This is a genomic window from [Anoxybacillus] calidus, assembly GCF_013760845.1.
Classification (GTDB): domain Bacteria; phylum Bacillota; class Bacilli; order Bacillales; family Anoxybacillaceae; genus Paranoxybacillus; species Paranoxybacillus calidus.
Window position 1 is genome coordinate 14,762 of the sequence record NZ_JACDUU010000011.1, and the last position, 26,703, is coordinate 41,464.

At 36.5% G+C, this 26,703-nt stretch carries 24 protein-coding genes, 1 pseudogene and 1 other annotated feature; of the genes and pseudogenes, 11 read left to right on the forward strand and 14 right to left on the reverse strand.

Features of this window, described 5'->3' with window-relative positions:
- Nucleotides 1-118: 118 nt before the first annotated feature.
- The 4 genes from HNQ85_RS16095 to HNQ85_RS16110 all read right to left on the reverse strand — a co-directional run bounded on the left by HNQ85_RS16095 (nucleotide 119) and on the right by HNQ85_RS16110 (nucleotide 3,962).
- Nucleotides 119-1,204: a D-alanine--D-alanine ligase gene (locus HNQ85_RS16095; protein WP_181538739.1), complete on the reverse strand. Its 1,086-nt coding sequence runs from the start codon at nucleotides 1,202-1,204 to the stop codon at nucleotides 119-121.
- A gap of 274 nt (nucleotides 1,205-1,478) precedes the next feature.
- Nucleotides 1,479-2,618 (reverse strand): MGDG synthase family glycosyltransferase, encoded by a 1,140-nt coding sequence (locus tag HNQ85_RS16100; protein ID WP_181538740.1) that lies wholly within the window; start codon nucleotides 2,616-2,618, stop codon nucleotides 1,479-1,481.
- Nucleotides 2,619-2,630: 12 nt separating this feature from the next.
- Nucleotides 2,631-3,230, reverse strand: a complete 600-nt coding sequence (locus HNQ85_RS16105) for a DedA family protein (RefSeq protein WP_181538741.1) — start codon at nucleotides 3,228-3,230, stop codon at nucleotides 2,631-2,633.
- 12 nt (nucleotides 3,231-3,242) lie between these two features.
- The gene (locus HNQ85_RS16110; protein ID WP_181538742.1) at nucleotides 3,243-3,962 is read right to left on the reverse strand and encodes a polysaccharide deacetylase family protein; all 720 of its coding nucleotides are present in this window, start codon (nucleotides 3,960-3,962) and stop codon (nucleotides 3,243-3,245) included.
- A gap of 459 nt (nucleotides 3,963-4,421) precedes the next feature.
- Here HNQ85_RS16110 and HNQ85_RS16115 point away from each other — a divergent pair, with 459 nt between their 5' ends.
- The gene (locus HNQ85_RS16115) at nucleotides 4,422-5,495 is read left to right on the forward strand and encodes an undecaprenyldiphospho-muramoylpentapeptide beta-N-acetylglucosaminyltransferase (RefSeq protein WP_181538743.1); all 1,074 of its coding nucleotides are present in this window, start codon (nucleotides 4,422-4,424) and stop codon (nucleotides 5,493-5,495) included.
- Nucleotides 5,496-5,539: 44 nt separating this feature from the next.
- Nucleotides 5,540-5,755: a binding site (T-box leader), on the forward strand.
- A gap of 47 nt (nucleotides 5,756-5,802) precedes the next feature.
- Nucleotides 5,803-7,491 (forward strand): arginine--tRNA ligase, encoded by a 1,689-nt coding sequence (gene argS, locus HNQ85_RS16120; protein WP_181538744.1) that lies wholly within the window; start codon nucleotides 5,803-5,805, stop codon nucleotides 7,489-7,491.
- Nucleotides 7,492-7,587: 96 nt separating this feature from the next.
- Here argS and HNQ85_RS17890 read toward each other — a convergent pair whose 3' ends face one another.
- Nucleotides 7,588-7,773, reverse strand: a complete 186-nt coding sequence (locus HNQ85_RS17890; RefSeq protein ID WP_181538745.1) for a VanZ family protein — start codon at nucleotides 7,771-7,773, stop codon at nucleotides 7,588-7,590.
- A gap of 288 nt (nucleotides 7,774-8,061) precedes the next feature.
- Here HNQ85_RS17890 and HNQ85_RS16130 point away from each other — a divergent pair, with 288 nt between their 5' ends.
- From HNQ85_RS16130 to HNQ85_RS16155, 6 genes and pseudogenes are all read left to right on the forward strand, one after another.
- The gene (locus HNQ85_RS16130) at nucleotides 8,062-8,790 is read left to right on the forward strand and encodes a response regulator transcription factor (protein WP_181538746.1); all 729 of its coding nucleotides are present in this window, start codon (nucleotides 8,062-8,064) and stop codon (nucleotides 8,788-8,790) included.
- 5 nt (nucleotides 8,791-8,795) lie between these two features.
- Complete coding sequence (locus HNQ85_RS16135; protein ID WP_181538747.1) at nucleotides 8,796-10,199, forward strand: sensor histidine kinase; 1,404 nt, start codon at nucleotides 8,796-8,798, stop codon at nucleotides 10,197-10,199.
- A gap of 121 nt (nucleotides 10,200-10,320) precedes the next feature.
- Complete coding sequence (locus HNQ85_RS16140) at nucleotides 10,321-11,232, forward strand: ABC transporter ATP-binding protein (RefSeq protein ID WP_181538748.1); 912 nt, start codon at nucleotides 10,321-10,323, stop codon at nucleotides 11,230-11,232.
- Nucleotides 11,232-11,972, forward strand: a complete 741-nt coding sequence (locus HNQ85_RS16145) for an ABC transporter permease (protein ID WP_181538749.1) — start codon at nucleotides 11,232-11,234, stop codon at nucleotides 11,970-11,972. The genes HNQ85_RS16140 and HNQ85_RS16145 overlap by 1 nt, the downstream gene beginning before the upstream one ends.
- A gap of 13 nt (nucleotides 11,973-11,985) precedes the next feature.
- Entirely contained in the window at nucleotides 11,986-12,729 is a 744-nt protein-coding gene (locus tag HNQ85_RS16150; protein WP_181538750.1) for an ABC transporter permease, read from the forward strand.
- A gap of 232 nt (nucleotides 12,730-12,961) precedes the next feature.
- Nucleotides 12,962-13,108: pseudogene (locus HNQ85_RS16155) on the forward strand (response regulator transcription factor); the annotation flags it as partial.
- 93 nt (nucleotides 13,109-13,201) lie between these two features.
- On the opposite strand, the gene HNQ85_RS16160 reads toward HNQ85_RS16155, so the two are convergent.
- A complete protein-coding gene (locus tag HNQ85_RS16160; protein ID WP_343046565.1) occupies nucleotides 13,202-13,504 on the reverse strand; it encodes a LysR family transcriptional regulator substrate-binding protein in 303 nt (100 codons plus the stop codon).
- 67 nt (nucleotides 13,505-13,571) lie between these two features.
- Here HNQ85_RS16160 and HNQ85_RS16165 point away from each other — a divergent pair, with 67 nt between their 5' ends.
- A complete protein-coding gene (locus HNQ85_RS16165) occupies nucleotides 13,572-14,837 on the forward strand; it encodes an MFS transporter (RefSeq protein ID WP_181538752.1) in 1,266 nt (421 codons plus the stop codon).
- Nucleotides 14,838-14,896: 59 nt separating this feature from the next.
- On the opposite strand, the gene HNQ85_RS17895 is transcribed toward HNQ85_RS16165, so the two are convergent.
- From HNQ85_RS17895 to HNQ85_RS16175, 3 genes are all read right to left on the reverse strand, one after another.
- Complete coding sequence (locus tag HNQ85_RS17895) at nucleotides 14,897-15,031, reverse strand: hypothetical protein (RefSeq protein ID WP_281363483.1); 135 nt, start codon at nucleotides 15,029-15,031, stop codon at nucleotides 14,897-14,899.
- 107 nt (nucleotides 15,032-15,138) lie between these two features.
- Complete coding sequence (locus HNQ85_RS16170) at nucleotides 15,139-15,792, reverse strand: potassium channel family protein (protein WP_181538753.1); 654 nt, start codon at nucleotides 15,790-15,792, stop codon at nucleotides 15,139-15,141.
- 19 nt (nucleotides 15,793-15,811) lie between these two features.
- Nucleotides 15,812-17,152 carry a TrkH family potassium uptake protein gene (locus tag HNQ85_RS16175; protein ID WP_181538773.1) on the reverse strand — a complete coding sequence of 447 codons (1,341 nt, stop codon included), beginning with the start codon at nucleotides 17,150-17,152 and terminating at the stop codon, nucleotides 15,812-15,814.
- Nucleotides 17,153-18,076: 924 nt separating this feature from the next.
- Here HNQ85_RS16175 and HNQ85_RS16180 point away from each other — a divergent pair.
- Nucleotides 18,077-20,038: an LTA synthase family protein gene (locus HNQ85_RS16180; protein WP_181538754.1), complete on the forward strand. Its 1,962-nt coding sequence runs from the start codon at nucleotides 18,077-18,079 to the stop codon at nucleotides 20,036-20,038.
- Between the two features lie 350 nt (nucleotides 20,039-20,388).
- Nucleotides 20,389-20,853, forward strand: coding sequence for a DinB family protein (locus HNQ85_RS16185; RefSeq protein ID WP_181538755.1), 465 nt, complete (start codon nucleotides 20,389-20,391; stop codon nucleotides 20,851-20,853).
- A gap of 57 nt (nucleotides 20,854-20,910) precedes the next feature.
- Here the strand turns inward: HNQ85_RS16185 and HNQ85_RS16190 are convergent, their stop codons facing one another.
- From HNQ85_RS16190 to HNQ85_RS16205, 5 genes are all read right to left on the reverse strand, one after another.
- A complete protein-coding gene (locus HNQ85_RS16190) occupies nucleotides 20,911-23,109 on the reverse strand; it encodes a PAS domain S-box protein (protein ID WP_181538756.1) in 2,199 nt (732 codons plus the stop codon).
- A gap of 168 nt (nucleotides 23,110-23,277) precedes the next feature.
- Nucleotides 23,278-23,760, reverse strand: coding sequence for a DUF1648 domain-containing protein (locus HNQ85_RS16195; protein ID WP_181538757.1), 483 nt, complete (start codon nucleotides 23,758-23,760; stop codon nucleotides 23,278-23,280).
- Nucleotides 23,761-23,834: 74 nt separating this feature from the next.
- The gene (locus HNQ85_RS16200) at nucleotides 23,835-24,611 is read right to left on the reverse strand and encodes a hypothetical protein (RefSeq protein WP_181538758.1); all 777 of its coding nucleotides are present in this window, start codon (nucleotides 24,609-24,611) and stop codon (nucleotides 23,835-23,837) included.
- A gap of 368 nt (nucleotides 24,612-24,979) precedes the next feature.
- Nucleotides 24,980-25,069 (reverse strand): putative holin-like toxin, encoded by a 90-nt coding sequence (locus HNQ85_RS18115; protein ID WP_220129283.1) that lies wholly within the window; start codon nucleotides 25,067-25,069, stop codon nucleotides 24,980-24,982.
- A 602-nt stretch (nucleotides 25,070-25,671) separates the two neighbouring features.
- On the reverse strand, nucleotides 25,672-26,379 hold the full coding sequence (locus HNQ85_RS16205; RefSeq protein ID WP_181538759.1) for an EamA family transporter: 708 nt from the start codon (nucleotides 26,377-26,379) through the stop codon (nucleotides 25,672-25,674).
- Between the last annotated feature and the right edge of the window lie 324 nt (nucleotides 26,380-26,703).

Sequence of the window (26,703 nt, forward strand, 5' to 3'; positions counted from 1 at the left end):
AGTGTCTGACCTCACGCACAACACACAGTATGTAATGTGATAAACACACATTCAGTACCATATATTGCAATTGTGGGATCTGACACCTTACTTTTAGATCAGCCCTTCCCTTGTTTTCTTAAAATGTATACGTAATCGTTTGCTTTTCTTGATGGCGTTCAATTGCCAACTGAACTAAACGTTCAATAAGTTCTGGATATGAAACTCCCGTATGCTTCCAAAGAAGCGGGAACATGCTAAATGGGGTAAAACCAGGCATTGTATTGACTTCGTTAATGTAAATAGTACCATCTTTCGTTAAGAAAAAGTCAGCGCGCACAAGTCCGCAAAGGTCAAGAGCTTTAAACGCAGTAATCGCCATCTGTTTAATGGTTTCATACTGTTCTTCTGTCACATCAGCCGGAATAATTAGCTCTGTGTCGCCATCTTCATATTTTGCTTGATAGTCGTAAAATTCTTTTTTCGGGACAATTTCTCCAACAACCGAGCAAATCGGCTTATCGTTGCCGATGACCCCGATTTCGATTTCACGGCCGACAATTGCTTCTTCAATAATAATTTTTCGGTCATATTTAAACGCTTCAATAAATGCAGCCTCTAAGTCTTCACGATTTTTACATTTGTTAATTCCCACGCTTGAACCCGCATTTGCCGGTTTCACAAAACAAGGATAGCCAAGTTCTTCCTCAACTTTTGCATAGGCAGCCTCAGCATTTTCCTTCCAATCATTTTTAATAAACCAAACGTATTTTGCCTGCTTTAAACCTGCTTGGGCAAATAAGTTTTTCATAATGACCTTATCCATACCTGCCGCAGAGCCTAGCACACCGTTTCCGACATATGGAATGTTCAATAATTCAAGCAAACCTTGAACTGTGCCATCTTCACCATTTGGTCCGTGCAACAATGGGAAAATGACATCTATCGCTCCTTCACTTTCTTCCGTTGTTGCAGGAGCTCCCGTTTTATTTAAAGCCACTGGCAAGATCGCATTTGCTTCTGATTTCAACTCTAGTTGCTTTACATCCTTTACTTCTCCAGTTAAACGCTCACCTTTCACCCATTTTCCTTCTGTTGTAATATAAATCGGTGTAACGTCAAATTTTTCTTTATTGATAGCGTTCATGACCGCTTTCGCAGTTTGTAGTGATACTTTATGTTCTGGAGACTTTCCGCCATATAATACTCCAATTCTCGTTTTCATCAGGGGGTCCCTCCTCATCTTTTTTACCAATGTTTATTGTAACACGTTATCAAAAAAATTACTGAGAAATTCCGTACATCTGCATTTACTATGATATGATAAAGTAGGCTCTGCTGTTCAATGAAAACGGAAAAAACCGGGGCTGCCCCATACGTGTCTGCCCCCGCATACCACAATATATAATTGTGGTTGCAAGGGTCTGACACTCAATTTTGGAACAGCCTCGGTCTTGTCGTATTGAACGCTACTAATCTTCATTCATTTGCTTGCGATATTAATATCTTCTCTGCTTTTTTGTGTTTCCACCTGCTGTAATCATGTCTTTAATTGCCTCTTGTGCTGTTTTTTCAATCTCTTCAAAGTATTCATTGATTCGCTTATTAAGGCGGTTCCGTTCGATTTCATCATTCAATACTTGAGAAATTTTCTGCTCATAAGAGTCCAGCCCAGATAAATTATATATAAGCCCTCTTCGTTCAAGATATTGCAAGTTAATTTTCTCCTGCCCCGGCAGCCAAGCAAACGTGAATAGAGGCAATCTTTTTTGCAGTGCTTCGCTCACTGTCACTCCGCCCGGTTTTGTAATAATCGCATCGACTTCATCATATAAATGATTCATTTCTTTCGTATCGGATATATATCGGATAGGACGAATATTCGCATTATTCCAGCTCAAAATTTCTTCATAAAGCTGTTCGTTTTTTCCACACAATACAGAATACTGAAAATGGCTGGATTCCCCCATCTTTTTAAAGAAATCGGCCATATTACCTAATCCTTGATTGCCTCCAGCAAATAAAATATGCTTTCGGTGATTCACCGATTTTTTTACCGTATTTCTCGGAGTAATGGTTTCGTGAACAGGAATGCCGGTAACGATAATTTTTTCCTTAGAAATTTTATGTTTTGTCATTAATTCGATTTTTGCCTCTTGATGAGGAACAAAATGATAATCAATTCCGTTTTTTCCCCAAATACCATTCAAAAAGAAATCGGTATACACATTAATCACAGGAGCCTTTATCCTTTTTCGCTTTTTCAGTCGTTGTAAAACACGGGAAGGGAACGAATGAGTACAAATAATGAAGTCAGGCTGCTCTTTCTCTAACATTTTTTTCATTTTATGCTCAAAATAAGGAAGCCATGGCTCTAAGTGAGCAACTTCCAGACGATGGGAATCAGCGCACATTAATTTTTTATAAACATGATGATACGAATTCGGATATGAACGAATCCAGCGAATGTACATTTCGGAAATCAATTTTTCCATGTGCTCATTGCAATAGCTTAAAAAATCAATCTTTTTACAAACAACAGAAGGGTTTTGTTTTTCTAAAGAGTAAATGAGCGCATCCGCTACTTTATGATGTCCAGAAGGCATTTGAAACAACGGCAAAACAAGAACTTTCATCATTACAATAGCTCCTTACCGATTTCCGTATTGTTTCTTTCTAATCATCTGATTCAGCCAAACTCCAAGAATGAACAAGACAAACATACCTAAACCAATCAAAGGAATATACGAAAGAGGGAATTTGAACCGTTCTCCGAAAAAAGCTCCTAATAACACAAATGGAAGTGCCCATAATAAAGACCCTACACACGAAAGCAGCAAAAAAGGAACAAACGGAAAATTTGTCATCCCTGCCATATATGGTGAAATTTGCCGAACCCCCGGGAGATAATAACCAAATAAAATGGTCCATCTCCCATATTTCCGAAACGTTGCATCCGCTTTAACCCAGCGATCCTTGTTAATCCCAACATATTTTCCATATTTATTAATAAACGGATGGCCGAGAAAAAAACCAGCTCCATAAGCACTCAGCATACCGGCATTGATCCCTAACAATCCCGCAAGTAAACAATATTCCCACGCCAATTGCTGATGGGCAATCAACACCCCAAGCAAAAACAATAAACTTTCTTCAGGAGCCGGAATACCGACAATTCCGAAAAAGAGGAAAAGAAAAATAATCATATATCCATATGACTGTATATACATTAAAATTGTATTTGTCTCCATACGTCCCTCTTATTATGAAATTTGTTTTTTATTTTGCGCATTCAGCATTTCGCTAAGCGTCACCCATCTTATTTTTTGAGTATACCCTTCTTTCAAAAACAACTCTAATGCTGCCAGCATATTTTCCGGAGCATTCGCATCTGCTCCGAACGTCTCTCCGCTGTCATGAAGCACGATGATCGAGCCATCTGTCCCGCATTTTTTCAAACGCTGAAACAGTTCAAGTATTCCTACCTTTTCTTTCCAATCACCTAGGATATGTGTCCACATAATCGTTTTATACTGCTTCTGCAAAGGAAGTGTACACAAATTAAAGTGGCCCCAAGGAGGACGATAGTAAATCGGCTTTTCTTGAATGATTTGTTCAATGATGTCGGCTGATTTACGTAATCCTCGCGATAAAAAAAATGGAAGCACAAACCAATTGCTAATATGGCGGTAATTATGTAACCCAATCTCATGACCTTCTTGATGCATTCGTTTAATAAGATCCGGATGCTGCTTTGCTTTTTCCCCTACAACAAAAAAAGTGGCTTTTACTTGATATTTTTTCAATAAATCTAATAAACGAGGAGTATATATGGAATCCGGACCATCATCAAACGTTAAAGCAATCGTGTTTCGCTTATTTCCCTTTTTGTAAATACGCAGAGAAAAAACACGAATCACGACGGTCGGAACAACAGCGTAAAACAGGAAAAAAGCAAGCAGAACCAGCAATAAATTTTTCAAAAAATACACCTCTTTATCAGCTTTTTACCACGGCTATAAACTATAATACTAATAATCTACATTTATCACTTTAACAATAAATAAACCGTTTTTAAATATGAAGTTACTATGATTTAAGGAAAATAATGACATAAAACATCCGTACTCTTCCTATTTTCAAAAAATGAGCACATATACTCTATGTTTCATTATAGTTCATCTTTTTAAGAAAGAGAAAGATTTACCTGTCTTTCGCCTCATTTATTTTTATTGTATAGATGTTACAATATTGCATTGTTTTATTCTTTCATAAAGAATGGGACAGATCTTGCTTGTTAAGATGCTTATCCCCCTTGAACAAGAATTCATTTTCCTGCAAACTATATGTTACAACTCCTTCATTTTCAATTGGAATCAATGACCTTGAGAACGTTATAAGTAAACGTTGGGCATAAATCTTATAAAGATAGGTGATGATCGTTGAAGAAAAAAATCATTCTTACAGGTGGAGGATCTGCTGGACATGTTACCGTCAATTTAGCACTTATCCCGAAGTTGTTAGAACAAGGATGGGAAATCAGCTATATTGGCTCACATACAGGAATTGAACGAGAGCTGCTCTCTAAAGTGGAAAATGTACCGTATTTCCCTATCTCAACAGGAAAATTGCGCCGCTATTTTGATTGGAACAATTTTAAAGATCCTTTTAAAGTCATGCAAGGAACACTTCAAGCTTATCAAATTATCAAGCGGGAAAAACCCGATATTATTTTCTCCAAAGGCGGGTTTGTCTCTGTTCCTGTCATTATCGGCGCATGGCTCAACCATGTACCGACAATTATCCATGAATCGGACATAACGCCAGGACTTGCTAATAAAATTGCCATGCCTTTTGCGACAAAAGTATGCGTTACTTTTCCGGAAACATTGGAACATGTAAAGGAAGATAAAGGCATTTATGTCGGCGCAGTTGTAAGAGAAGAACTATTCAAAGGAGAAGCGAACAAAGGATTTGAATATTGCCGCTTTGAAAAAGAAAAGCCGGTTCTCCTTGTCATGGGAGGAAGCTTAGGCTCGAAGCGTATCAATGACGTGCTGCGCGCCAACTTACAAACACTCACAGCTGACTTCCAAATCGTTCATATTTGCGGCAAAGGAAATATAGACCCTGACTTAATCAATCATAAAGGATATAAACAATTTGAATATGTAAGCGATGAATTGCCTCATTTAATGGCAATGGCGGATATTGTCTTGTCGCGCGCCGGTTCTAATTCGATTTTCGAATTTTTAACGTTAAGAAAGCCGATGCTCCTTATTCCACTGTCAAAAGGCGCCAGCCGCGGTGACCAAATTTTAAATGCCCGCTCCTTCCAAAAAGCTGGTTATTGTGAAATGCTAATGGAAGAAGATTTATCGAATGAGTCATTGCTGCAAGCTATCTATCAGCTTTATCGCGACAGACAAAAATACATTGATAACATGGAAAAATCCGAAGCAAATGATGCATTAAATAAACTTCTTACGCTTATTAACGAATCAAGCCAAAAATAACTTGAAAAATTCTGAAAAACCATTATAATACTAAAAAATCAATATCCAATTCGATGACGAAGAGAGTAGTTATATAGGAAGCACTAGCGAGTCAGGAATAGTGGAAGCCTGATGTGGACTATATAATGAAGCGCACTTCGGAGATGCTAATCTGAACACCTGTCGGTTAGTAAGATTCGCCGGGGAGTCCCCGTTATAAACAAGAGAGGTTTTTATGTAAACAATTAGAGTGGTACCGCGGGTAATAGCTCGTCTCTATCAGGAGACGGGCTTTTTTATTTGACTACAAAGCAAAGGAGAGTGTCTGATGGATTACAAATTACAGTTCGCCCAATGCTTAACCAATTTGCTTAGCGAACATTTAACGAAACAGCAAGTATATGAACTCATCGAAGTTCCAAAGTATGCCTCTTACGGGGACTTTGCCTTTCCTTGTTTCACTTTGGCCAAAACATTCCGAAAATCGCCTGCTCTCATCGCGAAAGAGATTGCAGAAAAACTTGATGATTCGCTTTTTGAAAAGGTCGAAGCAAAAGGCGCTTATGTGAACGTCCTCTTAAACAAAACAACGGTCAGCAAGCAAGTCATTGAAACGGTTTTACAACAAGGCAATCATTATGGGGACATGTCATTAGGAGAAGGAAAAACGATTGTCCTTGACCTCTCTTCCCCGAATATCGCCAAGCCGTTTTCGATGGGGCATCTTCGTTCAACTGTCATCGGAAACGCCATCGCCAACATTGCGGAAAAATGCGGCTACAAGGCAGTAAGAATTAACCATTTAGGCGACTGGGGCACACAATTCGGTAAACTCATCGCCGCTTACAAACGCTGGGGCAATGACGAAAAAATTAAAGAAAACCCGATTAAAGAACTGTTTAACCTCTATGTCAAATTTCATCAGGAAGCGGAAACGAACGAACAGCTTGAAATGGAAGGACGGGCATGGTTTAAAAAACTGGAAGACGGCGACGAGGAAGCATATCGGCTTTGGAAATGGTTTCGCGATGAGTCTTTAAAAGACTTCTCTCGCATCTACGAATTGCTAGGCGTTTCGTTTGACTCCTACAACGGAGAAGCGTTTTACAACGACAAAATGGATCGCATGGTGCATTTGCTTGAAGAACATGGGATATTGAGCGAATCAGACGGTGCAATGGTCGTCCGCCTTGACGAAAAAGAATTGCCGCCTTGCCTCATTAAAAAATCAGACGGTGCGACATTATACGCAACCCGTGATTTAGCAGCGGCACTTTATCGTTATGAAACCTATCAGTTCGCTAAAGCCTTATATGTCGTCGGACACGAACAAAGCCTTCATTTCCAGCAGGTGTTCTTGTTGCTCGAAAAACTTGGCTTCGCTTGGGCAAAAACAATGGTTCACGTTCCGTTCGGTTTGATTTTAAAAGACGGTAAAAAGATGTCGACAAGAAAAGGCCGCGTCATTTTGCTTGAGGACGTTCTCAAAGAAGCAATCGCGCTCGCCGAACAAAACATTGCCGCCAAAAATCCAAATTTAGAAAATAAAGACGAAATCGCGCGCCAAGTGGGTGTCGGGGCAGTCATCTTTTATGATTTAAAACACGAGCGTATCAACAACATCGAATTTTCCCTTGAAGACATGCTGAAGTTTGAAGGTGAAACAGGACCGTATGTACAGTATACGTACGCAAGAGCCGGCTCGATTTTACGAAACGCCAAAACAGTGGTGACAAGCGACATTCACGGGCTAGAAGACGAAGAAAGCTGGGAAATCGCCAAACTGCTCGCTGCGTTCCCGAATGTCATTCAGAAAGCGTATGAACATCTCGATCCTTCTTTGATTGCTAAATATGTCATCCATTTAGCACAAGCATTTAACAGCTATTACGCCCATACAAAAATTCTTGTCGAAGATGAAGGACTGAACTCGCGCCTTGCTTTGGTTCGGGCGACAACAATTGTATTACAAGAAGGATTACGTTTATTAGGGATTGGGGCGCCGGAGAGGATGTAGTAAAGAGTAAAAGCTAAACATATTCTCCCCTTTAAAAGAAACATAGCACCTGTATTTTACAGGTGCTATGTTTATTACTTTAGACCGGTAACCACACTATGTTAAAGACTTATGAAAAGCTTTAAATTTAGTATTAACGATGCTATATAACGGACTAACGAAAAACTTGTATAATCCAACCCCTATTAGACCACCTAATGTATTAAGCAAAAGATCATCGATATCAAACGCTTTTCGATATGGGAATTCATTGTAAAATGAACTTAATCTAATCTTTCTCAATGTATTCAGACAGAAAAACAGCTAATGGAACTAAGGTAAAATAACATTTTCCCCTTCATCACTTTCTGAAAAACTATTATCCCTCGCTTTTAAAAGAATCCATATTATTTTCTACAAATATGTTTTTAATCACCTTCTCTATTTTTTGGAAGATAATGAAAATAATTATAATATAATGTAAAATTTTACTACGAAGGGTTTGTTACACTCTGATAATAATTAACAAATCAAAATCTATAGAATGAATATATTTAGAAAAATCACATCTAATCGCGGGAGGTGAACATATTGCTCGTTGATATTAAATACATAGAATCTAAAAAAATATTAATCATCGATGACGAAGAAGAAATTTTAGATTTGCTGGAAATTGTGTTAAGAAAAGAAGGATTCCGTTACATATACAAAACCTCTCTTGGATATAAAGGGATAGAGATGTGTAAGAGTATTAATCCAGATTTAATTGTTCTGGACATTATGCTTCCAGATATAGATGGGTTTAGTGTCTGTCAAGAAATTAGATCTTTTACAATGGCACCTATCTTTTTTCTGTCAGCTCGGGAAGAAGATGTAGATCGTATTGTTGGTTTAAGCATTGGAGCGGATGACTATATTACAAAACCATTCAGTCCGAAAGAAGTTGCTTACCGCATGAAAGCTTTTTTTAGACGGGATCAATATTTAAGAGGAGAGCTGCAATCTGTTCGTTCAAAGTTATATCGATTTGGTGACATTACAATTAATGAAAAAAGCGGAGAAGTATTAAAAAACGATACTCCCCTCTCTTTGACTGCAACAGAATATCAGCTTCTATTATTTTTAGCAAAAAATCCAAACCAAGTATTCAGCAAGTCCTCTTTATATGAAGCGATCTGGAATGAAGAATATTATGGAAGTGATAATGTGATTATGGTGCATATAAGACATCTAAGAGAAAAGATAGAGGATGATCCTTCTAATCCAAAATATCTAATCACCGTTAGAGGCTTAGGTTATAAATTAAATATAAAGGAATAGTGGATATGAAATGGAAAATCACACTTTTATATATAGCTTCTATTATTGGACTACTATTAACAGTATTAATCGTACAAGTAGCTATCGTTACTTATTTCGTCTTTCACAATAATAAATTAAACCATCAGGAATCTTCTCCGGAAGAAATTACCTTAAACTTAAAAAAACAAATCCAGTGGATGAATGGGAATTTTTATCTCACTAAAAAAGGAGAACACATACTAACTCACAATAAAGCTTGGATGCAAATTGTAGACACGAATGGAAATGTCGTTTATAACGCTCATACCCCAAAGAATGTAAAGCAGCACTACACAGCCAAAGACATTGTCTTTTTATACAAATATTCAGTAGATGGATATACCATTTTCGTGAGCGAACTAGAAAAAAATAACGAAAAATGGAGTTATATTGTTGCGTTTCCTTATCAAAGAGTTTCGCGTTTTTTAATCTATTTGAATATTAACAATATGTTTAGCTTGTATCCTTATGGGATTCTCATGCTAGTTATCGCAGCCATACTATGTGTTCTGATTTTCGCCTATGGAGTAGCTAAATATATGGCTAGACCTGTATGGATGTTGATGGATAATATCACCAATTTGTCCAAGGGGATATATGAACAGAAAAGTGTAAACAAAGGTATATATAAAGATGTTTTTGCAAGTTTAAAACAGCTGTCTACTAATTTGCAAGAATTAGATAAAAAGAGAAAACAATTGGATAAAATGAGAGAGGAATGGATTACCAACCTTACACATGATTTAAAAACTCCTTTGTCTTCCATTAAGGGCTACAGTGAATTGCTGGCGGACAAAAATTATCACTTTACCACAGAAGAACGAGCGAAATACGCTAAGATTATTGAGTCAAAATCTCTTTATATAGAAAAACTTATAGACGACTTAAAGCTTACATATCAACTTAAAAATGATATACTCCCTTTAAACAAAAAAGATACAGATATTATAAAGATATTAAGGGACTTGATCATTTCATACGTAAATAATCCCGCTTACCAAGATAAAAATATAGAATTCATTGCAAACAGTACTTCTTTAATATTAAAAATAGATGAAAAGTTAATCCAGAGAGCCTTAAATAATATTATTATTAATGCGATTGTTCATAACTCGAGTGGTACACATATAAAAGTCGATGTTAAAGATGATAAACATGCAGTATATATTTTTGTCGAAGATAATGGTCGAGGCATTCCAGAAGAAGAATTAGAACATTTATTTGATCGTTACTTTAGAGGCAGTAATACGAAAAATATCGAGGGATCAGGTTTAGGATTAGCGATTGCGAAACAAATTATTAATGCTCACAACGGCGAAATTCATGTGCAAAGCAAATGGGGAAAAGGGACAACAACAACAGTAGTTTTAAAAAAGCGTATTAACTAAATGTTAATACGCTTTTCTAATTAAGCAAATCTTAAGGTAATGTGAAAAGGAAGTTAAACAAGATTGTGTATAGTTTTTTATGGTTGAAATTACACCACATCTAAAGGAGGAAAACAACAATATGTCTCAGTATATTGTAGAAACTCAAAACCTTACAAAAAAATATGGGGATCATTTTAGCGTGAAACAATTAAATTTAAAAGTAAAAGAAGGAGAAATTTACGGCTTCCTAGGGCCAAATGGCGCAGGAAAAACAACCACACTAAAAATGCTTTTAGGTTTAGTAAAACCAACCGAGGGGAAAATTAAAATTTTCAACAAAGATTTAAACATCCATAGAACAAACATCCTAAAGAATATAGGATCCTTAGTGGAATCACCATCTTACTACGGGCATTTAACAGGTTATGAAAACTTAGAAGTTATTCGTCGTTTAATTAACGTCCCAAAACAAAATATAGATGAAGTACTAGAAATTGTACGACTAACGAACCAAAAAGATAAGCTTGTAAAAAAATATTCGTTAGGTATGAAACAACGGCTGGGCATCGCTGCTTCTCTCTTAGCTTACCCAAAACTCTTAATTCTTGATGAACCTACGAATGGATTAGATCCGGCCGGTATACAAGAAATACGTGAGCTCATTAAGCAATTACCTTCTAAATATGGCATGACTGTTATTATTTCAAGCCATTTACTTAGTGAAATTGACCAGATTGCTACCCAGGTCGGTATTATTCAAAAAGGAAACCTTATTTTTCAGGATAAAATAGAGAAATTGCGAAAAAGCAAATCAATAGTAAAGATGAGAGTAAGCAATCTCGCCGAAAGCTATCGAATTTTGCAGAGTAATAATATTATTTCCACTATAAAAAATGGATGCTTAGTACTCAATAACTGCGATGATGAGAAGATTGCCCAAGCGAATCAGCTCATAGTAACAAACCATATATCCGTTTATAGAATCGAGGAAGAACGGCGCACATTGGAAGATATTTTCCTTGAGCTTACAGGCAAGGGAGGAAGTCTGTGATGTTATCGATATTAAAAAGTGAATTTCTCAAGTTAAAAAGAAAACATTTTGTACTTGTTATAGGTTTGATGCACTTATTAGAGATTGCTTGGGTTTTCACCTTAACAGCAAAAGCTAAACAAGAGTTTCTTACTTGGGAAAATTTAATACTAAATTTTGGCGTTCTTAATGGTCTGTTTTTTCCTATTATTATAGCGGTTATTGTATCACGATTGATCGATTTAGAACATAAGGAAAACACATGGAGATTGCTGTTGGCTACTCCTATCCACAAAGCTTCTGTATATTTCAGCAAACTAATTGTAAGTTTTGTGTTATTGCTAATACCTGCTGTCATTTCTTTTCTTAGCACTATAATCATTGGAAAGATCTTAGATTTCCCAGGATCGTTCCCTTTTATCTTAACGATAAAGTTTGTATTTGCATCGATTGGATCAAGTATATGTATTGTAGCTCTTCAACTGTGGATATCTTTGATAAATAAAAATCAAGCCTTTGCATTAGCGGCAGGAATGATTGGATCATTTCTAGGATATTTTGGTCAAATGTTCTCGGTGAGCCGTTTATTTATCTGGACATATCCTGCTATTTCAAACCCAATTACTTTTAAAATGATAGATGGTCATATGAATTACCAATACAATCCTTCTTATCTCTCTAATATATATTTAAGTTTAATCATCGGAATATTTTTGATTCTATTAAGTTTAAATCATTTTATAAGAAAAGATATTAACTAGGAGGATTGGATGTATGCCTATCAGATTCGTTCTTGCTTCTGAATTGCTCAAATTAAAGAGATCAAAACTTTGGCTCATTATGATGTGTATACCGCTCATTTGCATTGTGTTAGGACTGTTGAACTTTCAAGCAAATAAAGAAGTACTTGTACACCATGGAGAAAACGAATGGATAAAAGCTTGGACGCAAGTCGGTATGCTTTACAGTATGTTTCTGCTCCCTATTCTCATTAGTATTTACAGCTCATTAATCTGTAGAAGCGAATTTGCAGGGAACAATTGGAATAAACTTCTTTCAATGCCCATATCGATAAAAAACATTTATATATCAAAGCTTATGATGATTGCTTTCCTTTCGTTCATAACGCAAATCTTTTTATTAGCAGCCTATACACTAATAGGTAAATTAATGGGACTTCCAGGCTTTATACCGTTCACTATTATCAAATGGGTTTTTCACGGATGGATTGGCACAATCGCTATTGCTTCTCTTCAACTTTTATTATCTACGTCTATGAAAAGCTTCTCTGTACCCGTAGGAGTAGGTGTTGGATTCACATTTTTAGGAATATTATTGTATTTATTAAAAATCGGTTATATATGGCCGCTTTCTTACCCAACCATCGCAATGGATCCCATCCATCTAAAAGGTCTGGATAACCGTTTTCATTTATGTTTATTTTACTTGGCTTCTACTTTTTACATATGTACCTTCTCTTTCATTGGGATTTGGCGAATGGAGAAAAGGGATATTTAAGCTAACAACGTCGTTTTCTTTATAGATAAAAGAGTTGTTTATAACGCGCCATAAGCATTCTACATCAAAATGACTTTCGTTTCTATTGTTGAACTGAATCACTTCCTAAGTATAACAATAAAAGATATGATATTGGGTTCAAAGTACCTAAACATTTGTCTCAGCTATCAGAAAATAATCATTTATGGTTTGAATTATTTCCTAACAAAAGTTTGTATATCATAAACACTATCTAACAAAGACTGAAATCGAAATTCTTAAGTTAATTTCTGAGGATAAGACTAACGCCGAAATCAGCGAAATGTTGATGATTAGCAAAAGAACCCTAGAGCATCATGTATCCTCTATTATTAGAAAACTATACGTAGATTTCGCGTAGGGTCAGACCCTTATCGCTCATCCCTAACGAACCATTATCATGTTTTGTCGATTTCCGGGGAAATATTTCCCCCTACATTCGACATATTTTTATCTATAAGATATGCTGTCCAATTAGCTCGAGTATTGATTGGGAGCGAGCGAGTAAATAAATTTTTCTTCGAATCGGATTGTTTTTGATGTCTTTAAAGACGACCCCTTTTTGTGTCATATTTTGCGCCTGAATCGAAGGAATGAAGGTGATTCCATATCCAGCCGCTGTATAACTTAATAAAGAATCATAAGGCACTTCAAGGTGGACTTTAGGCTGAAGTCCCGCTTGATGAAACCCTTCTAATACCGCTTTTCGCGAATCACAACCCACTAATGGAAATAAAATTTTTTCATCTTTTAAAATTTATTTTTATAAATCTAATAAATTGATAATATTGAGATAAATCAACAAGAGAAGAAGGTGTTTATAGATGAAACGAAGCTTTCATTACGCATGGATCGTACTATTACTCGCTTTTATTGCCTTACTCTCTGCCCAAGGAGTGAGACTGTCGTTTGGTGCATTTATTACTCCATGGGAAGACGAATTTCACACGAATCGCGGCGTCATATCACTCATTTCGTTTATTAGTTATGCCGTGTTTGGTTTATCTCAACCTTACATCGGAAAATTAATCGATCAACATGGTGTTAGAAAGGTACTTTCTTTCAGTATTTTGTTAATTGGTTTAACAACCATATGTACCTTTTTTATTAATAGTCCTTGGCAACTCATGATTTTGTATGGTGTCGTAGCATCTGTTGGTTTTGGGGGTGCTTCGAATGTTGCAGGTTCTGTCGTTATCGCAAACTGGTTTGTGGAAAAACGAGGCTTTGCACTTGGATTAATGTCCGCAGGCACAGCAGCAGGACAGCTGCTTCTCGTTCCTTTTTCCTTGTTTTTAATTGAGCAATTTGGCTGGAAACATACGGTTCTACTATTAGGATCTTTTTTAACCATTATCGTGTTTCCGCTCATTTTTCTATTTATCCGAACTTCTCCTTCTGAAAAAGGAACGACCGCCTATGGAGAGGTAGAGAGTACAAAGATAGAAATAAAGAAGAACGAGCAAAAAGAAAGTGTGTCCATTTTAAAGTTATTCAAAACAAAACCATTTTTATTTTTATTGCTTCCTTTTTTTGTGTGTGGAGTCACCACGAGCGGCTTAATTGATACTCATCTGATCCCATTCGCTCAAGTATGCGGTTTTTCTCCCACTCTAACAGGTACAGCTGTTAGTTTATTAGCAGCATTTAATATACTCGGAACGATTGTATCCGGACATTTAGCAGACCGTTTAAGTTGTAAAAACATGTTGTCTTTTCTTTATGGAGCAAGAGCCATCTCCATTGCAATATTACTCATCATCGTCCATGAGACGTCATTCTTTAACTTCTTTATATCTCAATCCTATTTACTACTCCTATTTGCCATTTCCTTTGGGATTGTTGACTTTGCAACCGTCGCTCCTACCGTTAAGTTAGCAACCGAGTATTTTAAACATCTTTCGGTAGGTGTTGTGATCGGATGGCTATTCTTAAGCCATCAAATCGGTTCCGCCATCGGTTCCTATATCCCAGGTCTTCTCTATGATGTTACAGGGAACTATGACATCTCTTTTATTTACTCGATTATTCTACTCCTTGGCGCATCGGCGTTAAGCTTTTTATTACCTGCGGTTGTCAATAACAAATAAATCGTATAAAGTTCATGCCTGCCACTCCTATGTGACAGGCATTCTTTCCTTCTCTTTAATCAATTAATCCCCCACCTGAATATCAATTCACTCTCTTCATTCGCATCTTTTACACGAATCATCCAAGTGGTTGATTCTTTATCGTGCTTTGCAATTTTAATGACAGGTACCATTCTTTCGTCTTCACTTTTCATGTTTTGTTGATCACTTCGGCTTCTGATCATTCGTATTATTAATCTGAAGTTGGGAAGATCGATACTTTATAAGCTCCTGATTTCTCAATAAGCTTGTTCATAATATATCATTTCAAATTCGCGAATCTTTTCAAATCCTCATTTCTCCCGATTACCACCAACACGTCATCTTCCTTAATCATTTGATCCGGATGCGGAGAAATATGAATATTCCCCCTGCTGTTAATTGCAATTACACTTAAGTTAAATTTGGCGCGTAAATCCAGTTCCTTGAGGCTTTTTCCCACCATGCTAATCGGCACTTTAACTTCCTCGATGCTGTAATCTTTCGCAAGCTCAATGAAATCAAGGACGTTAGGCGACATAAGATGATGTGCAACGCGCTCACCCATATCCCGCTCGGGAAATACAACCCAATCCGCCCCCAGCTTTTGCAATACTTGCCCATGCCGCTTACTCAGCGCCTTTGCAATGACTTTTTTAATTCCCATCTCTTTTAAAACAAGCACGGTCAATATACTTGATTGAATATCATTGCCAATCGCCACAATGACCTCATCAAAATCTTGAATGCCAATCGCTTTTAAAGCCTCTTCCTCGGTCGAATCAGCAACAATAGCATGTGTAACACAATCTTTAAATTCCTCCACCCGTTCCTCATTGATATCTATTCCTAATACTTCATTACCTGCTTCAAATAAAGTAGAAGCAATACTTGAACCAAATCTTCCTAAACCAATGACTGCATATTGCTTTTGCATTGGTGACACCTCCTTGCCATCAGCCAATCATAATTTTTCCCTTCGGATAACGGAACGGATCAGGTTTTCTCCGCAATGTAACGGCATAGGCAATCGTTAGTGGCCCTAACCTGCCGACAAACATCGTTAACATAATTACAATTTTTCCAATTGGAGACAATTCAGGTGTAAGCCCCATCGAAAGTCCGACCGTTCCAAAAGCAGAAGTCGCTTCAAATAAAATCATCAAAAAATCTTTTCCCTGTTCTGTAATGGTTAGCAACATCGTAACAACCATAACAATAAATAAACCGCTAAATGTCACCGTCAACGCTTTATAAATAGTGTTGTACAGAATTCGATGTTTAAAAAAAACGACATCTTCTTTCCCTTTTATTTGCGACCAAACTGCCCCAAGCAACGTGGCAAACGTCGTTGTTTTAATTCCTCCCCCCGTTGAACCGGGAGAAGCCCCGACAAACATTAAAAAGATAATTAAAAACAAAGTCGGCTGTGTTAAGTCGGGAATGTTTAACGTATTAGCACCTGCTGTACGCGGGGTAACCGCCTGAAATAAAGAGCTTAGGAATTTCCCAAGCGGAGACAGCGGCTGCAACGTTTTCGGATTATTCAGCTCCAGTAAAAATATTGCCAATGTACTAAGCACGACTAATAATAAGCTTGTAAAAATAACAATTTTTGTATGCAGAGAAAGGCGGCGTGTTTCGCGATACTCATATACTTCATTCATCACAATAAAACCGATGCCACCAAGCGTAATAAGCGCACATACAACAAGCGTAACAACTGGATCTTCCACATATCCGGTTAAACTTCTGAATTCGCCCATGATATCAAATCCTGCATTATTAAAGTTGGAAATCGCATGAAACAGTCCAAAATAAATCGCCTTGAATAACGGCATATCAAATGAAAAACGAATTGCTAATAAAATACCTCCAATGAACTCGATAATAACGGTGAAAATAAGAATTCGTTTGACAAGCTTTACAACTCCCTCCATTGTTAAATTGTTAAGCGCCTCCTGTAGCACCAGCCGCTCTTTCAAGGAAATTCGCTTTCCGATGAGAAATGCGAAAAAAGTCGCAAACGTCATAAAGCCCAATCCACCAACTTGAATTAAAGACAAAATCACTAATTGTCCAAATAACGTAAACGTCGTCCCTGTATCAACAACAACAAGCCCCGTTACACATGTAGCTGATGTAGCAGTAAACAACGCATCTAGCCACGGAAGACCTTTTCCATCATTTGTGGCGATCGGAAGTGTTAAAAGGATGGAACCAAGCAAAATAATGAAAGCAAATCCACCCACTAACACTTTCGGAGGATCGAAATTATATTTGGCATTCCTGCGCATCATTACCCCTCCCTCCATTTAGTCAAACTCTTCTATAAATGATGTAAAACGTTCGAAAACGAAATATTAAAAATACATACCTTTATTGTCTTAAATAGTATGACTAATGAAAGCTTTTCCAATGCATCTCCCTGCTTCCAAATAAATAAGGATCGTCGACTGTTGAAAACTTTTCGAACAGCGACGATCCTCTAAAAGCCATTTTTAGAGCGAAATCTCGCTAAAAAGTCGTCGAAGCGAGCTTTGAATAACTCAAATAAATGGTCCTAATCCCCTTTTCATTCCTTTTTACTTTCACCATTTTGCCATCTTGCCGATAATGATTGGTCATGCGCAATGTGACCTCATCGAATAGGAAATACAACGAACCCCCCTAAACATAAAACAGCCATACCAAGCTATTTCCTTACTTTCATGTTATCCCGGCTCGCTCAATATATTTTCGTATTCACAATCCTCATATCCCATTCGATAAAATCAGCATTCCTCATCCAAAATAAAATTTTTATTAGGAAACATATCTGCTTCGATTATTGCAAAAATTAGCGAATGGATTAAAAAATAAACGTATCGCAAAAAGAACAACGCTATAAAAACCTTAAATGGCGCCTATACTTGCATTAAATGGAAATCAAGTAAGATTATTGATTTGACCAAACATCAAATGATATATTATGCTACTTGACATGGGGGATTTTCAATCACGATTCTATATAAAAGATATAAAGTAAGCCGTCATCGTTTGATAAGTATGTTAACAGATTGTGAGTATTACTCGCTTTCTTGTTAATCATATACGTGTTGGTCTCCCTAATCAACAAACAAGCCGGACAACTTTTGTCTATTATAAATACGATGACCCCCACATATTTTTTAAAAAACTCAAAGTACTAGAATTATAGAGAACAGGGGTGAGTTTAGAAAATGAAGGGAATAAAAAAATTAGTAGAAAAATATCAACATGTTTTTAACCAACCTCTTGGTTTTTTTATTTTTGCCGTGTTTTTATTTTGGCTGAAAACATACGCAGCCTATCGGATAGAGTTCAACTTAGGAATTAGCAATTCCATGCAAAAATTCTTATTATTCATTAACCCAATTAGCTCTGCCATTTTCTTCTTCGGCTTAGCTTTATTGGCTAAAGGGAGAAGAACTTATACTTGGCTGATTGTTATTGACTTTATTCTATCGTTTGTCTTGTATGCGAATATCGTATATTACCGATTCTTTAGTGACTTTATTACATTCCCAACTCTTACGCAAACGAACAATTTCAGTGACTTAGGTGGAAGTATTTTAGCGTTATTAAAAGGATACGATGTACTATATTTCTTAGACACTGCTATTTTAATCGCGTTCGTCGTGTCTAAACGTGTAAAACTAGAACCCGTTTCTTTAGGACGTCATAAAAGAAATCTAGTATTTGCAACGTCTATCTTTATGTTCGTGGCCAACTTAGCGTTAGCGGAAATCGATCGTCCGCAATTATTAACAAGAACGTTTGACCGTAACTATATTGTCAAATATTTAGGAATGTATAACTATGTAATTTATGATGCAATTCAAAGTATGAAATCGTCGACACAACGTGCCTTTGCCAATAAAAATGATATAACAACCGTTCTGAACCAGGTACAAGCAACGTACGCAAAACCGAATCCTGCTTACTTTGGCAAAGGAAAAGGAATGAACGTTATCTATATTCATTTGGAATCATTCCAAAACTTTTTGATTAACTATAAGCTACATGGTCAAGAAGTGACACCATTTTTAAATTCATTAACTCGTGATAAAAACACGTTATACTTTGATAACTTTTTCCATCAAACAGGGCAAGGAAAAACGTCCGATGCCGAATTTATGTTAGAAAACTCCTTGTTTGGATTGCCACAAGGGTCGGTATTTACAACGAAAGGACAAAACACATACCAAGCAGCTCCGGCTATTTTAGGGCAACTTGGCTATACATCAGCCGTCTTCCACGGCAACTATAAAACATTCTGGAATCGTAACGAAGTCTATAAGTCATTTGGATTTGACCACTTCTTTGATGCAAGTTATTATGACATGAATGATAAAGATGTTTTAAATTATGGCTTAAAGGACAAACCGTTCTTTAAAGAATCGATTCCATTGTTAGAAACGTTAAAAGAACCTTTTTATGTGAAGTTTATTACCTTATCGAACCATTTCCCTTATCTAATTGATGAGGAAGAGGCAACGATTGAGCCAGCTAATACCGGTGATGCGTCTGTGGACCGTTACTTCCAAACAGCGCGTTACTTAGACGAAGCTGTGAAAGAGTTCTTCGATTATCTAAAGAAATCTGGTTTATATGATCGTTCCATCATCATCTTATATGGTGATCATTATGGAATTTCTGAAAATCATAATGAAGCAATGGCGCAAATTATCGGAAAAGAAATCACGCCATTTGAACATGCCCAATTACAACGCGTACCATTATTCATTCGTGTTCCAGGTGTCAAAGGTGGAATTATGCATCAATATGGTGGAGAAATCGATGTTCTGCCAACCCTTCTCCACTTATTAGGAATTGATACGAAAAACTATATTCAATTTGGTACAGACCTCTTGTCACCAGAACACCAACAAATTGTCGCGTTTCGCAATGGGGATTTCGTCACTCCAACCGTTACCGCCATTAACGGAAAATATTATGATTCCAAAACCGGCAATCCAATTGAGAAAAATGACGAAATTAAGCGTGATGAACAAATCGTACGAACCAAACTGAACCTGTCCGATAAAGTCGTGTACGAAGACTTGCTTCGCTTTTACACACCGAAAGGATTCAAACCAGTAGACCGTTCTAAATACGACTACAATCATCATAAAGAACGAACCGAAGAAAAAAATAACTAACTTGAACCTTTAGCTGCTAGGGAAGCTGTTCAAAAAAAGGCGAATGGCTTCCCCTTTTCTTTTTAGTAAACTGTTGGGCTATAAATGAATCTTTATTAACATGTCTATTCAATAGCTAATGGTCGGAAAAAGATGAATGTAATAAAAAACGTTATTGATCATTCATTTCAAAATAAAATTCGTCGCCCTCCTTCGTATCTTTCAAGTGAACTGCCCAAATTCCAATTTGTTCAAAATTCACGAGAAAATGCGGCAAAAAAATGATGTATTTCAAGCCAATTTTTTGCAAAAAGATATTTTTCACCTTAACATGGAAGTGATATTGATTTCTCTTAAGGAGGCGTTTAACTATGAACCGCACAAACCAGCTTGTTCAACGTTTTTTAGCCCATCGCAACGTTACAGTGGAATTGGTGAACAAAATCGAAAAGGAACATTATAACTACAAACCAACGCCGACATCCATGACAGCAAAAGACTTAGTGACTCATATACTTTTTTCATTCTATAGATTTGCGAAAGTCGCAAAAAGCGGCAATTCAGCAGTATTCAGTGAAAAAATCGAGGAAACCGAAACAGACTTGCGAAAAGTGACAGAAACCTACACTGAAAAAACAAAAAGCCTACTAGAATCACTTACAGATGAAGAATTAGACCGCGTCCTTGACCTTACGCAAAGATTTGGCATGAAAATCCCTGCATTTCAACTTCTTCAATTAGCGCTAGACCATGAAATTCATCATAAAGGACAACTTTTCGTATACGTGCGCGAAATGGGGCATACAGAACTTCCTTTCTTTATAAAACGCGGCTAAAAACAGATTAAATAAAAACCAGATGATGATCTAAAAAGATCATCATCTGGTTTACGATTATAGGGTAGAAACATGCTTTGGAGGTAATGGGGTTGTTTGAATATGAATCGGTAAGGTTACTTCGATCGTTGTTCCTTCGTTTACTCGACTTGTAATATGTATCGTTCCTCCATGATCTTCGATAATTTTTTTGCTTACCATAAAGCCAAGCCCCGTTCCTTTTTCTTTTGTCGTGAAAAACGGTTGTCCGATTTTTCTGAGCTGTTCTTCCGGAATCCCACAACCTTGATCGATAAAGCGGATCACAATAGAATCGTGACCGTTTTTCTTCGCTTCGATGCGGATTTCTCCGCCATTTGGCATTGCTTCCATCGCGTTTTTTAAGAAATTAATAAACACTTGTTTAAGCCCGTTTTCGTCACATTCAACAAGTGGGAGGTCAGGCTCAATTTCTGTTATGATTTGGATATTATGTAAGTTTCCGTGTGTTTCTAAAAGAGCTGTAACATGTGTTAACAACAGTCTCATCTCTTTTGGCACGAATTTTGTTGCTTGCGGTTTCGCAAGGACAAGGAGCTCGCTTAAAATCAGTTCAATTCGTTGTATTTCTGACTGAACGATTTGTAAATAATGTTTCTTTTCTCCTAATTCAGATTCTAGTAGTTTTAAAAATCCTTTAATGGCTGTTAATGGATTGCGAATTTCATGAGCGATGCCCGCTGCGAGTTGGCCAGCGACAGAAAGTTTTTCTGATGTTCGGATTAATTCTTCTGTCTTCTGTTTTTCTGTAATATCTGTAAAAGTAATCACAGCGCCAACTACATCGCCATTTTCTAAAATTGGTGTGCTCGTGTATGAAACGAGAAACGATGTCCCATCTTTTCTGAAAAAAATGTCTTTTGTTATATGATAAGTACGTCCTTCTTGAACGGAACGATAAATCGGGCATTCTTCAATATGATGAGGGGTTTCGTCTAGTTTTGTATGGTGAATCATAAGGTGAAGACATTTTCCGATTACTTCTTCCGCTTTGTATCCTGTCATTTTTTCGGCTGCCGGATTGCAAAAAACGATGTTTGTATATCTGTCAATTCCATATACACCTTCAGCCATTGAATTTAAAATGAGTGTATGTTTATGATGTAATGTCTCTAATTCTTTTCTAGATTGCTTTAACTCTGTAATGTTTTGTGCGATGACATAAATTCCTTTTAGTTCTGATTCGACTGTCATCGGAATGAGTTTAGTATGTATATCGATCGTTCCGCCGTTTTTATGTTTCGTTTTTACGTCAAATTCATTTACTTTTCCTTCTAACGCTTGATGAAAAAACATAATAGCTTTTTTACAATCTTTCGGATCAATAAATAGTTGAAAATGTTTCCCAATATAATCTTCTGGAGCGTATCCAGTTATTTTTTCGAAAACTGGATTCCCAGAAACGAAAGTACCATCTGTATTTAACAAGAATACCATGTCAGGTGTTTGCGTAAAAAGTGATTGATGGTATTTTTCAGTTTCTTTTAAAAGACGGTCAATGAGTAAGGTCGCTGTCGTAAAAACGAAAATGGTGAATACGGCAATGCCGATTATCGCAGCGAGTAACAAGTGATTAATGGAAAAAGTTGAGCTTGTCGAATGAACCAGATGCACTGGTGTAAACGTTGTACCAGCCATTGCAAAGTAATGCATTCCAAAAACAGCAATTCCCATAAATAGTGCACTAATCATTTTCCAAATTGTAAATCGTTGAAAGTCTTTCTTAAAACGAAAAAGTATGAAAAAGGCAATAAATGAATGAAAGATAGCGATTAACGTCGATAACGGGATCGAATAAAGAGTATAATGAATCTTAGCCGCGATTTCTAAAGACTCCATTCCAATATAATGCATCGAGCTAATCCCAGTTCCCATAAAGATGCTTGCAAGACATATAGAACGAAAAGATAGCTTTTTTTGGCTGAACGTTAACAAAACGATAAAAGAAGAGATCATAGGGACAACCATCGATGTCAGTAAGAGAGAAAAGTTACATTGTATTGGAATTGGTAAATGAAACGCTAACATCGCGATAAAATGCATCGACCAAATCCCTACTCCGCTCGTGCTTGCTCCGCCAAGTAATAAGATGGTCCGTATATATCCTGTTCTCGTGTGTAAATGTGCTACAAGGTTAAGGAAATTATAGGAAGCAACGGCAGCGATAATCAATGAAAAAAACACTAACGGAATATGATAAAAACTAGTTACACTCACATTTTCTCTCCTCTCACAATATCAGCGGGGAAATACGTTTACATTTATTTACTCTTTCACGATAGCGTAGATTATGTATGAGTTTGACTTTATGATCGGTATCGATACAGATATATATATCTCTATATATAGATATATATAATTATATAATAATTGTACCATCCTCTCCTACAGCCTTTTTCCGCGAACCGCAAAATATATAATAGTTCCAAGTACCATAAATAAGAAGATTGGAAGTGCATAAATTCCTAATCCATTCGCTTTTCCTAAAGCCACTTGAGCCGTTTGCCAGACACCATATAACAAAAAATAAATAATTTGCGTTTGTAGCCAGCTTAGACAAATCCGCCCATGAACATAAAGCCGCTGTTTTTGCTCTTCGGTCACATCGTCCGGATAGTTAAACGCGTTCGGAATTTGACTTAGCAAGGTAGTTAAAATGAAAAGTCCTAATCCTACAAAGGGCAGCACAAGGATGAAACCTTTACCGCCGAATCCATCGGGCTCTCCTTTAAAATTGAAATGCCGAGGAATCGTTTCAGGCAATTTGGACCAAATCAACATCACATAAACAAACATCGCAACAATCCCGAAAATCGATAACATGAGGAGAACCTTCTCTACTTTTGTTTTTGCCTTTATACTTGCCATCAAAATCTCCCCTCCGCCACATACCGACTTTAGTTAAAATGTACGTTTAAATAATTGTTTTGTTTCAAGTATGTTTACTCTTCTACGTCCCAAACAACTTGAAAACTTCCTTTTAAACCGTCACCTGTAACAATAATTCGATATATTCCGCTGTCTTTCACCTCGATTCTATGTTGTTGCTCATCTCCTTCATTCATCCCGACCAATTCATTTTCCTCGTTTAACACATGATAACCGTACCCGCCTTCATTAATATTGTTGAACTGGACGGAAAACGTAATCGTTTGTCCTTTTTTCGCATGAATCGGGATGGCATGTTCTCCATTAAAATAGCTAAAGCTTGCTGTATAGCTTGAATCACCTTTTGTCTCTTCCCACTTCATCTTGATTGTAAAATCAAGATTCATAAGAATAACTAAAATAAACGGAGCCATAATCGCGAATCCATATTTAAAAACCATCTTTCTTTGCGAAAGATACATGCCTAAGTAAAATAACAAAGAACAGAGCGCACCAACTGTTCCAGCAATTAACGCTAACCAGCCCCACGGGATGAAAATAATGTATCCTGCCAGAATATAGAGAATTACTTTTATCGTTGTATTGATTTTAGGAATTTTAAAAACAAGCAAATCAATGAAAAGGGAACAAACAATTCCGTATCCGTAAAAAACAAGCCAAATGAACGGATTTGCTATATTCTTTACAGCTTCATACATATCAAAATCCGCTAAAAACAAAGTAGCTATGAAAAAAATGAATATCGAAAAACCTGCACCGGACAGCTTGGTCATTAAATAAGAAAGGATCTTTGTTCTTCGTTCATTCCGTTCATTTAAAGCTACTATCACGATTTCAATCACATCCTTAATCACATTTTATAAATAGGTTGTATTTCCTCTTTAGCTAAGTGCCGAACAGCATGATATATGAGCAAAGCTTTTATTCTAATGATTTCGATATTGTCGCAAGCTAGAGATTTGAATCTTATCTTCTCAACAAAACTGAATGCAAAAGTGGTTTTATGCCTTACGGAAGACATGATAAATCATCTTTTTTCTAACTAAAAAATATGGTATGATACGCAATAGGAAGAACATAATAATAAACAGAGACCGAAAGTGCGGCAACACTTCCGGTCCTTGCAATAGCAGACTCAAAGGAGTCGGCCTACTTGGAAAAATAGACCTCATCCTAGAATTGGCGGTTCAAGGGAGGTCTATTTTTTATTCTTATGATTAAACGACAGTACCGCTATCACTAGCATCCCGAAAGAAAGCATAAGAGAAAGGGACTCATATACTGTCATTATGCTCACCCCCTTTCAAAAGGAAATAGGGGCAAGCCGACCACCCTTGAACTTCCGCTATTGCTGATTGTATTATAGCATTTTCCTTACCAATTTATTGTCAAAAAATGAATGAAAATTCTGTATAAATATTACTCTTTTTCATCTTCTTCATCGAAACATTGCCGTACAGCCACTTATTATGGAAGAAATTTATATTCTTTCTTCTTCCAGCATGACAAACAAGTAGCTGTCTCTCCAGCTCCCCCGTACGCAAGTTTCTTTGAAATCCTCCTCTTTTCGCATATCACATTTTTGCAATACATGAATGGGCGCTCTGTTTTCCTTATCGCAAGTAGCAATGACTCAGTGTAAAAATACTAGCAATCTCAATCTCTCCACTTTTCACTAATAACACTTAGTAAAGCAAAAAATAAAATGAGAACGATACCTATTAATGACGTATTTGACCACTTAATGCGAGGGTCAAAGAGTTGAAAAATAAAAGTAAACACAGGAACAAGTGTAGTCGTAATCATGACAAAAAATGGATTACAAAACCGGACTCCTATTTGAAGCATATATAAAGGTAAAATGACACCCGCTATCGTTATAAAAAGAATCTATTTCCCATTTTTTAAAACAGTTACATACAAGGAGTCTTGAGTAAAAGCGAGGACGGCTGCAATCGGAATAATGGCATAAAATCGATGGTCCAAAATTTGTGTTGAACTCCAACCTGAATCACTCAATCTTTTTGAATAAATCGCTGCCAAAACAGCTCCTATTCCACTGATCGTTGAGGCAATTAGGCCTTTCACCGTTAAATCAATGGAAATCATCTCAATTCCTGAGTGCCCCGTAAGAGACGCCCAAAACAAGACAATACTCCCTATTAAAATCCCTATACCGATTAGAAACTCTACCTTGGATGCCGTATGCTGTGGATATAACCATTTACCAATAAAAAGGGCTAATAAAGGTCCTACACCAATCTCAATAGCACTTACAATAGCTGGTTCAACATATTTCAATGCAAAGAAAAAACAAATAAATATAATCGCAGTCCATCCATTCAGACTTATAAAATTCATTCGATCCTTTGAACTTAAACGCCTAATAGAATTTTTATTTTTCTTTGAAAACAAGCTAATAACATTAAATGTGATAGAAGTTACAAAAAAGCTTACAAATGTAAAAGTAAAAGGACTAATTTCCTGTACATATTTCGCATAATAAACTTGATTGATGGCATTTAATAAAGCTGAACCTATAAGAAAAACGGTTCCTAACATAAATGTTGTTGAAAAACTCCTAAAAATATCGTACATCATCTCACTCCCTAAAATCATAATTTCGGTAAATATATCTAAAAATGAATCTTATAAACTAAATTTCCAAAATTAATTATTATTAAAAGTATCATTCAAGCTAAATAACTACCACAAGCGTATACTTTCAAAAAAACGATTCCATCTAATAAAAACTCAAGAATTCTATATTTTTCTGCAGTTTTTATATAAATTATTGAATATTTAGTAAAATCACTCAAATAGGAAGGGTGATTTAAACGGTTGGTTTGAATCTTCATCCATACTCTCTCAAATCTTTAAAATAAACTCCCTCTTTCCATACGTTTTTCGTTTGATGTATGG

Coding starts and splice junctions, on each gene's coding strand:
- argS (WP_181538744.1), top strand. CDS start 5,803: ATGGATTACAAATTACAGTTCGCCCAATGCTTAACCAATTTGCTTAGC.
- HNQ85_RS16195 (WP_181538757.1), bottom strand. CDS start 23,760: ATGGCAAGTATAAAGGCAAAAACAAAAGTAGAGAAGGTTCTCCTCATG.
- HNQ85_RS16170 (WP_181538753.1), bottom strand. CDS start 15,792: ATGCAAAAGCAATATGCAGTCATTGGTTTAGGAAGATTTGGTTCAAGT.
- HNQ85_RS16175 (WP_181538773.1), bottom strand. CDS start 17,152: ATGCGCAGGAATGCCAAATATAATTTCGATCCTCCGAAAGTGTTAGTG.
- HNQ85_RS16105 (WP_181538741.1), bottom strand. CDS start 3,230: ATGGAGACAAATACAATTTTAATGTATATACAGTCATATGGATATATG.
- HNQ85_RS16135 (WP_181538747.1), top strand. CDS start 8,796: ATGAAATGGAAAATCACACTTTTATATATAGCTTCTATTATTGGACTA.
- HNQ85_RS16100 (WP_181538740.1), bottom strand. CDS start 2,618: ATGATGAAAGTTCTTGTTTTGCCGTTGTTTCAAATGCCTTCTGGACAT.
- HNQ85_RS16150 (WP_181538750.1), top strand. CDS start 11,986: ATGCCTATCAGATTCGTTCTTGCTTCTGAATTGCTCAAATTAAAGAGA.
- HNQ85_RS16140 (WP_181538748.1), top strand. CDS start 10,321: ATGTCTCAGTATATTGTAGAAACTCAAAACCTTACAAAAAAATATGGG.
- HNQ85_RS16180 (WP_181538754.1), top strand. CDS start 18,077: ATGAAGGGAATAAAAAAATTAGTAGAAAAATATCAACATGTTTTTAAC.
- HNQ85_RS16145 (WP_181538749.1), top strand. CDS start 11,232: ATGTTATCGATATTAAAAAGTGAATTTCTCAAGTTAAAAAGAAAACAT.
- HNQ85_RS16185 (WP_181538755.1), top strand. CDS start 20,389: ATGAACCGCACAAACCAGCTTGTTCAACGTTTTTTAGCCCATCGCAAC.
- HNQ85_RS18115 (WP_220129283.1), bottom strand. CDS start 25,069: ATGACAGTATATGAGTCCCTTTCTCTTATGCTTTCTTTCGGGATGCTA.
- HNQ85_RS16165 (WP_181538752.1), top strand. CDS start 13,572: ATGAAACGAAGCTTTCATTACGCATGGATCGTACTATTACTCGCTTTT.
- HNQ85_RS17895 (WP_281363483.1), bottom strand. CDS start 15,031: ATGAAAAGTGAAGACGAAAGAATGGTACCTGTCATTAAAATTGCAAAG.
- HNQ85_RS16095 (WP_181538739.1), bottom strand. CDS start 1,204: ATGAAAACGAGAATTGGAGTATTATATGGCGGAAAGTCTCCAGAACAT.
- HNQ85_RS16205 (WP_181538759.1), bottom strand. CDS start 26,379: ATGTACGATATTTTTAGGAGTTTTTCAACAACATTTATGTTAGGAACC.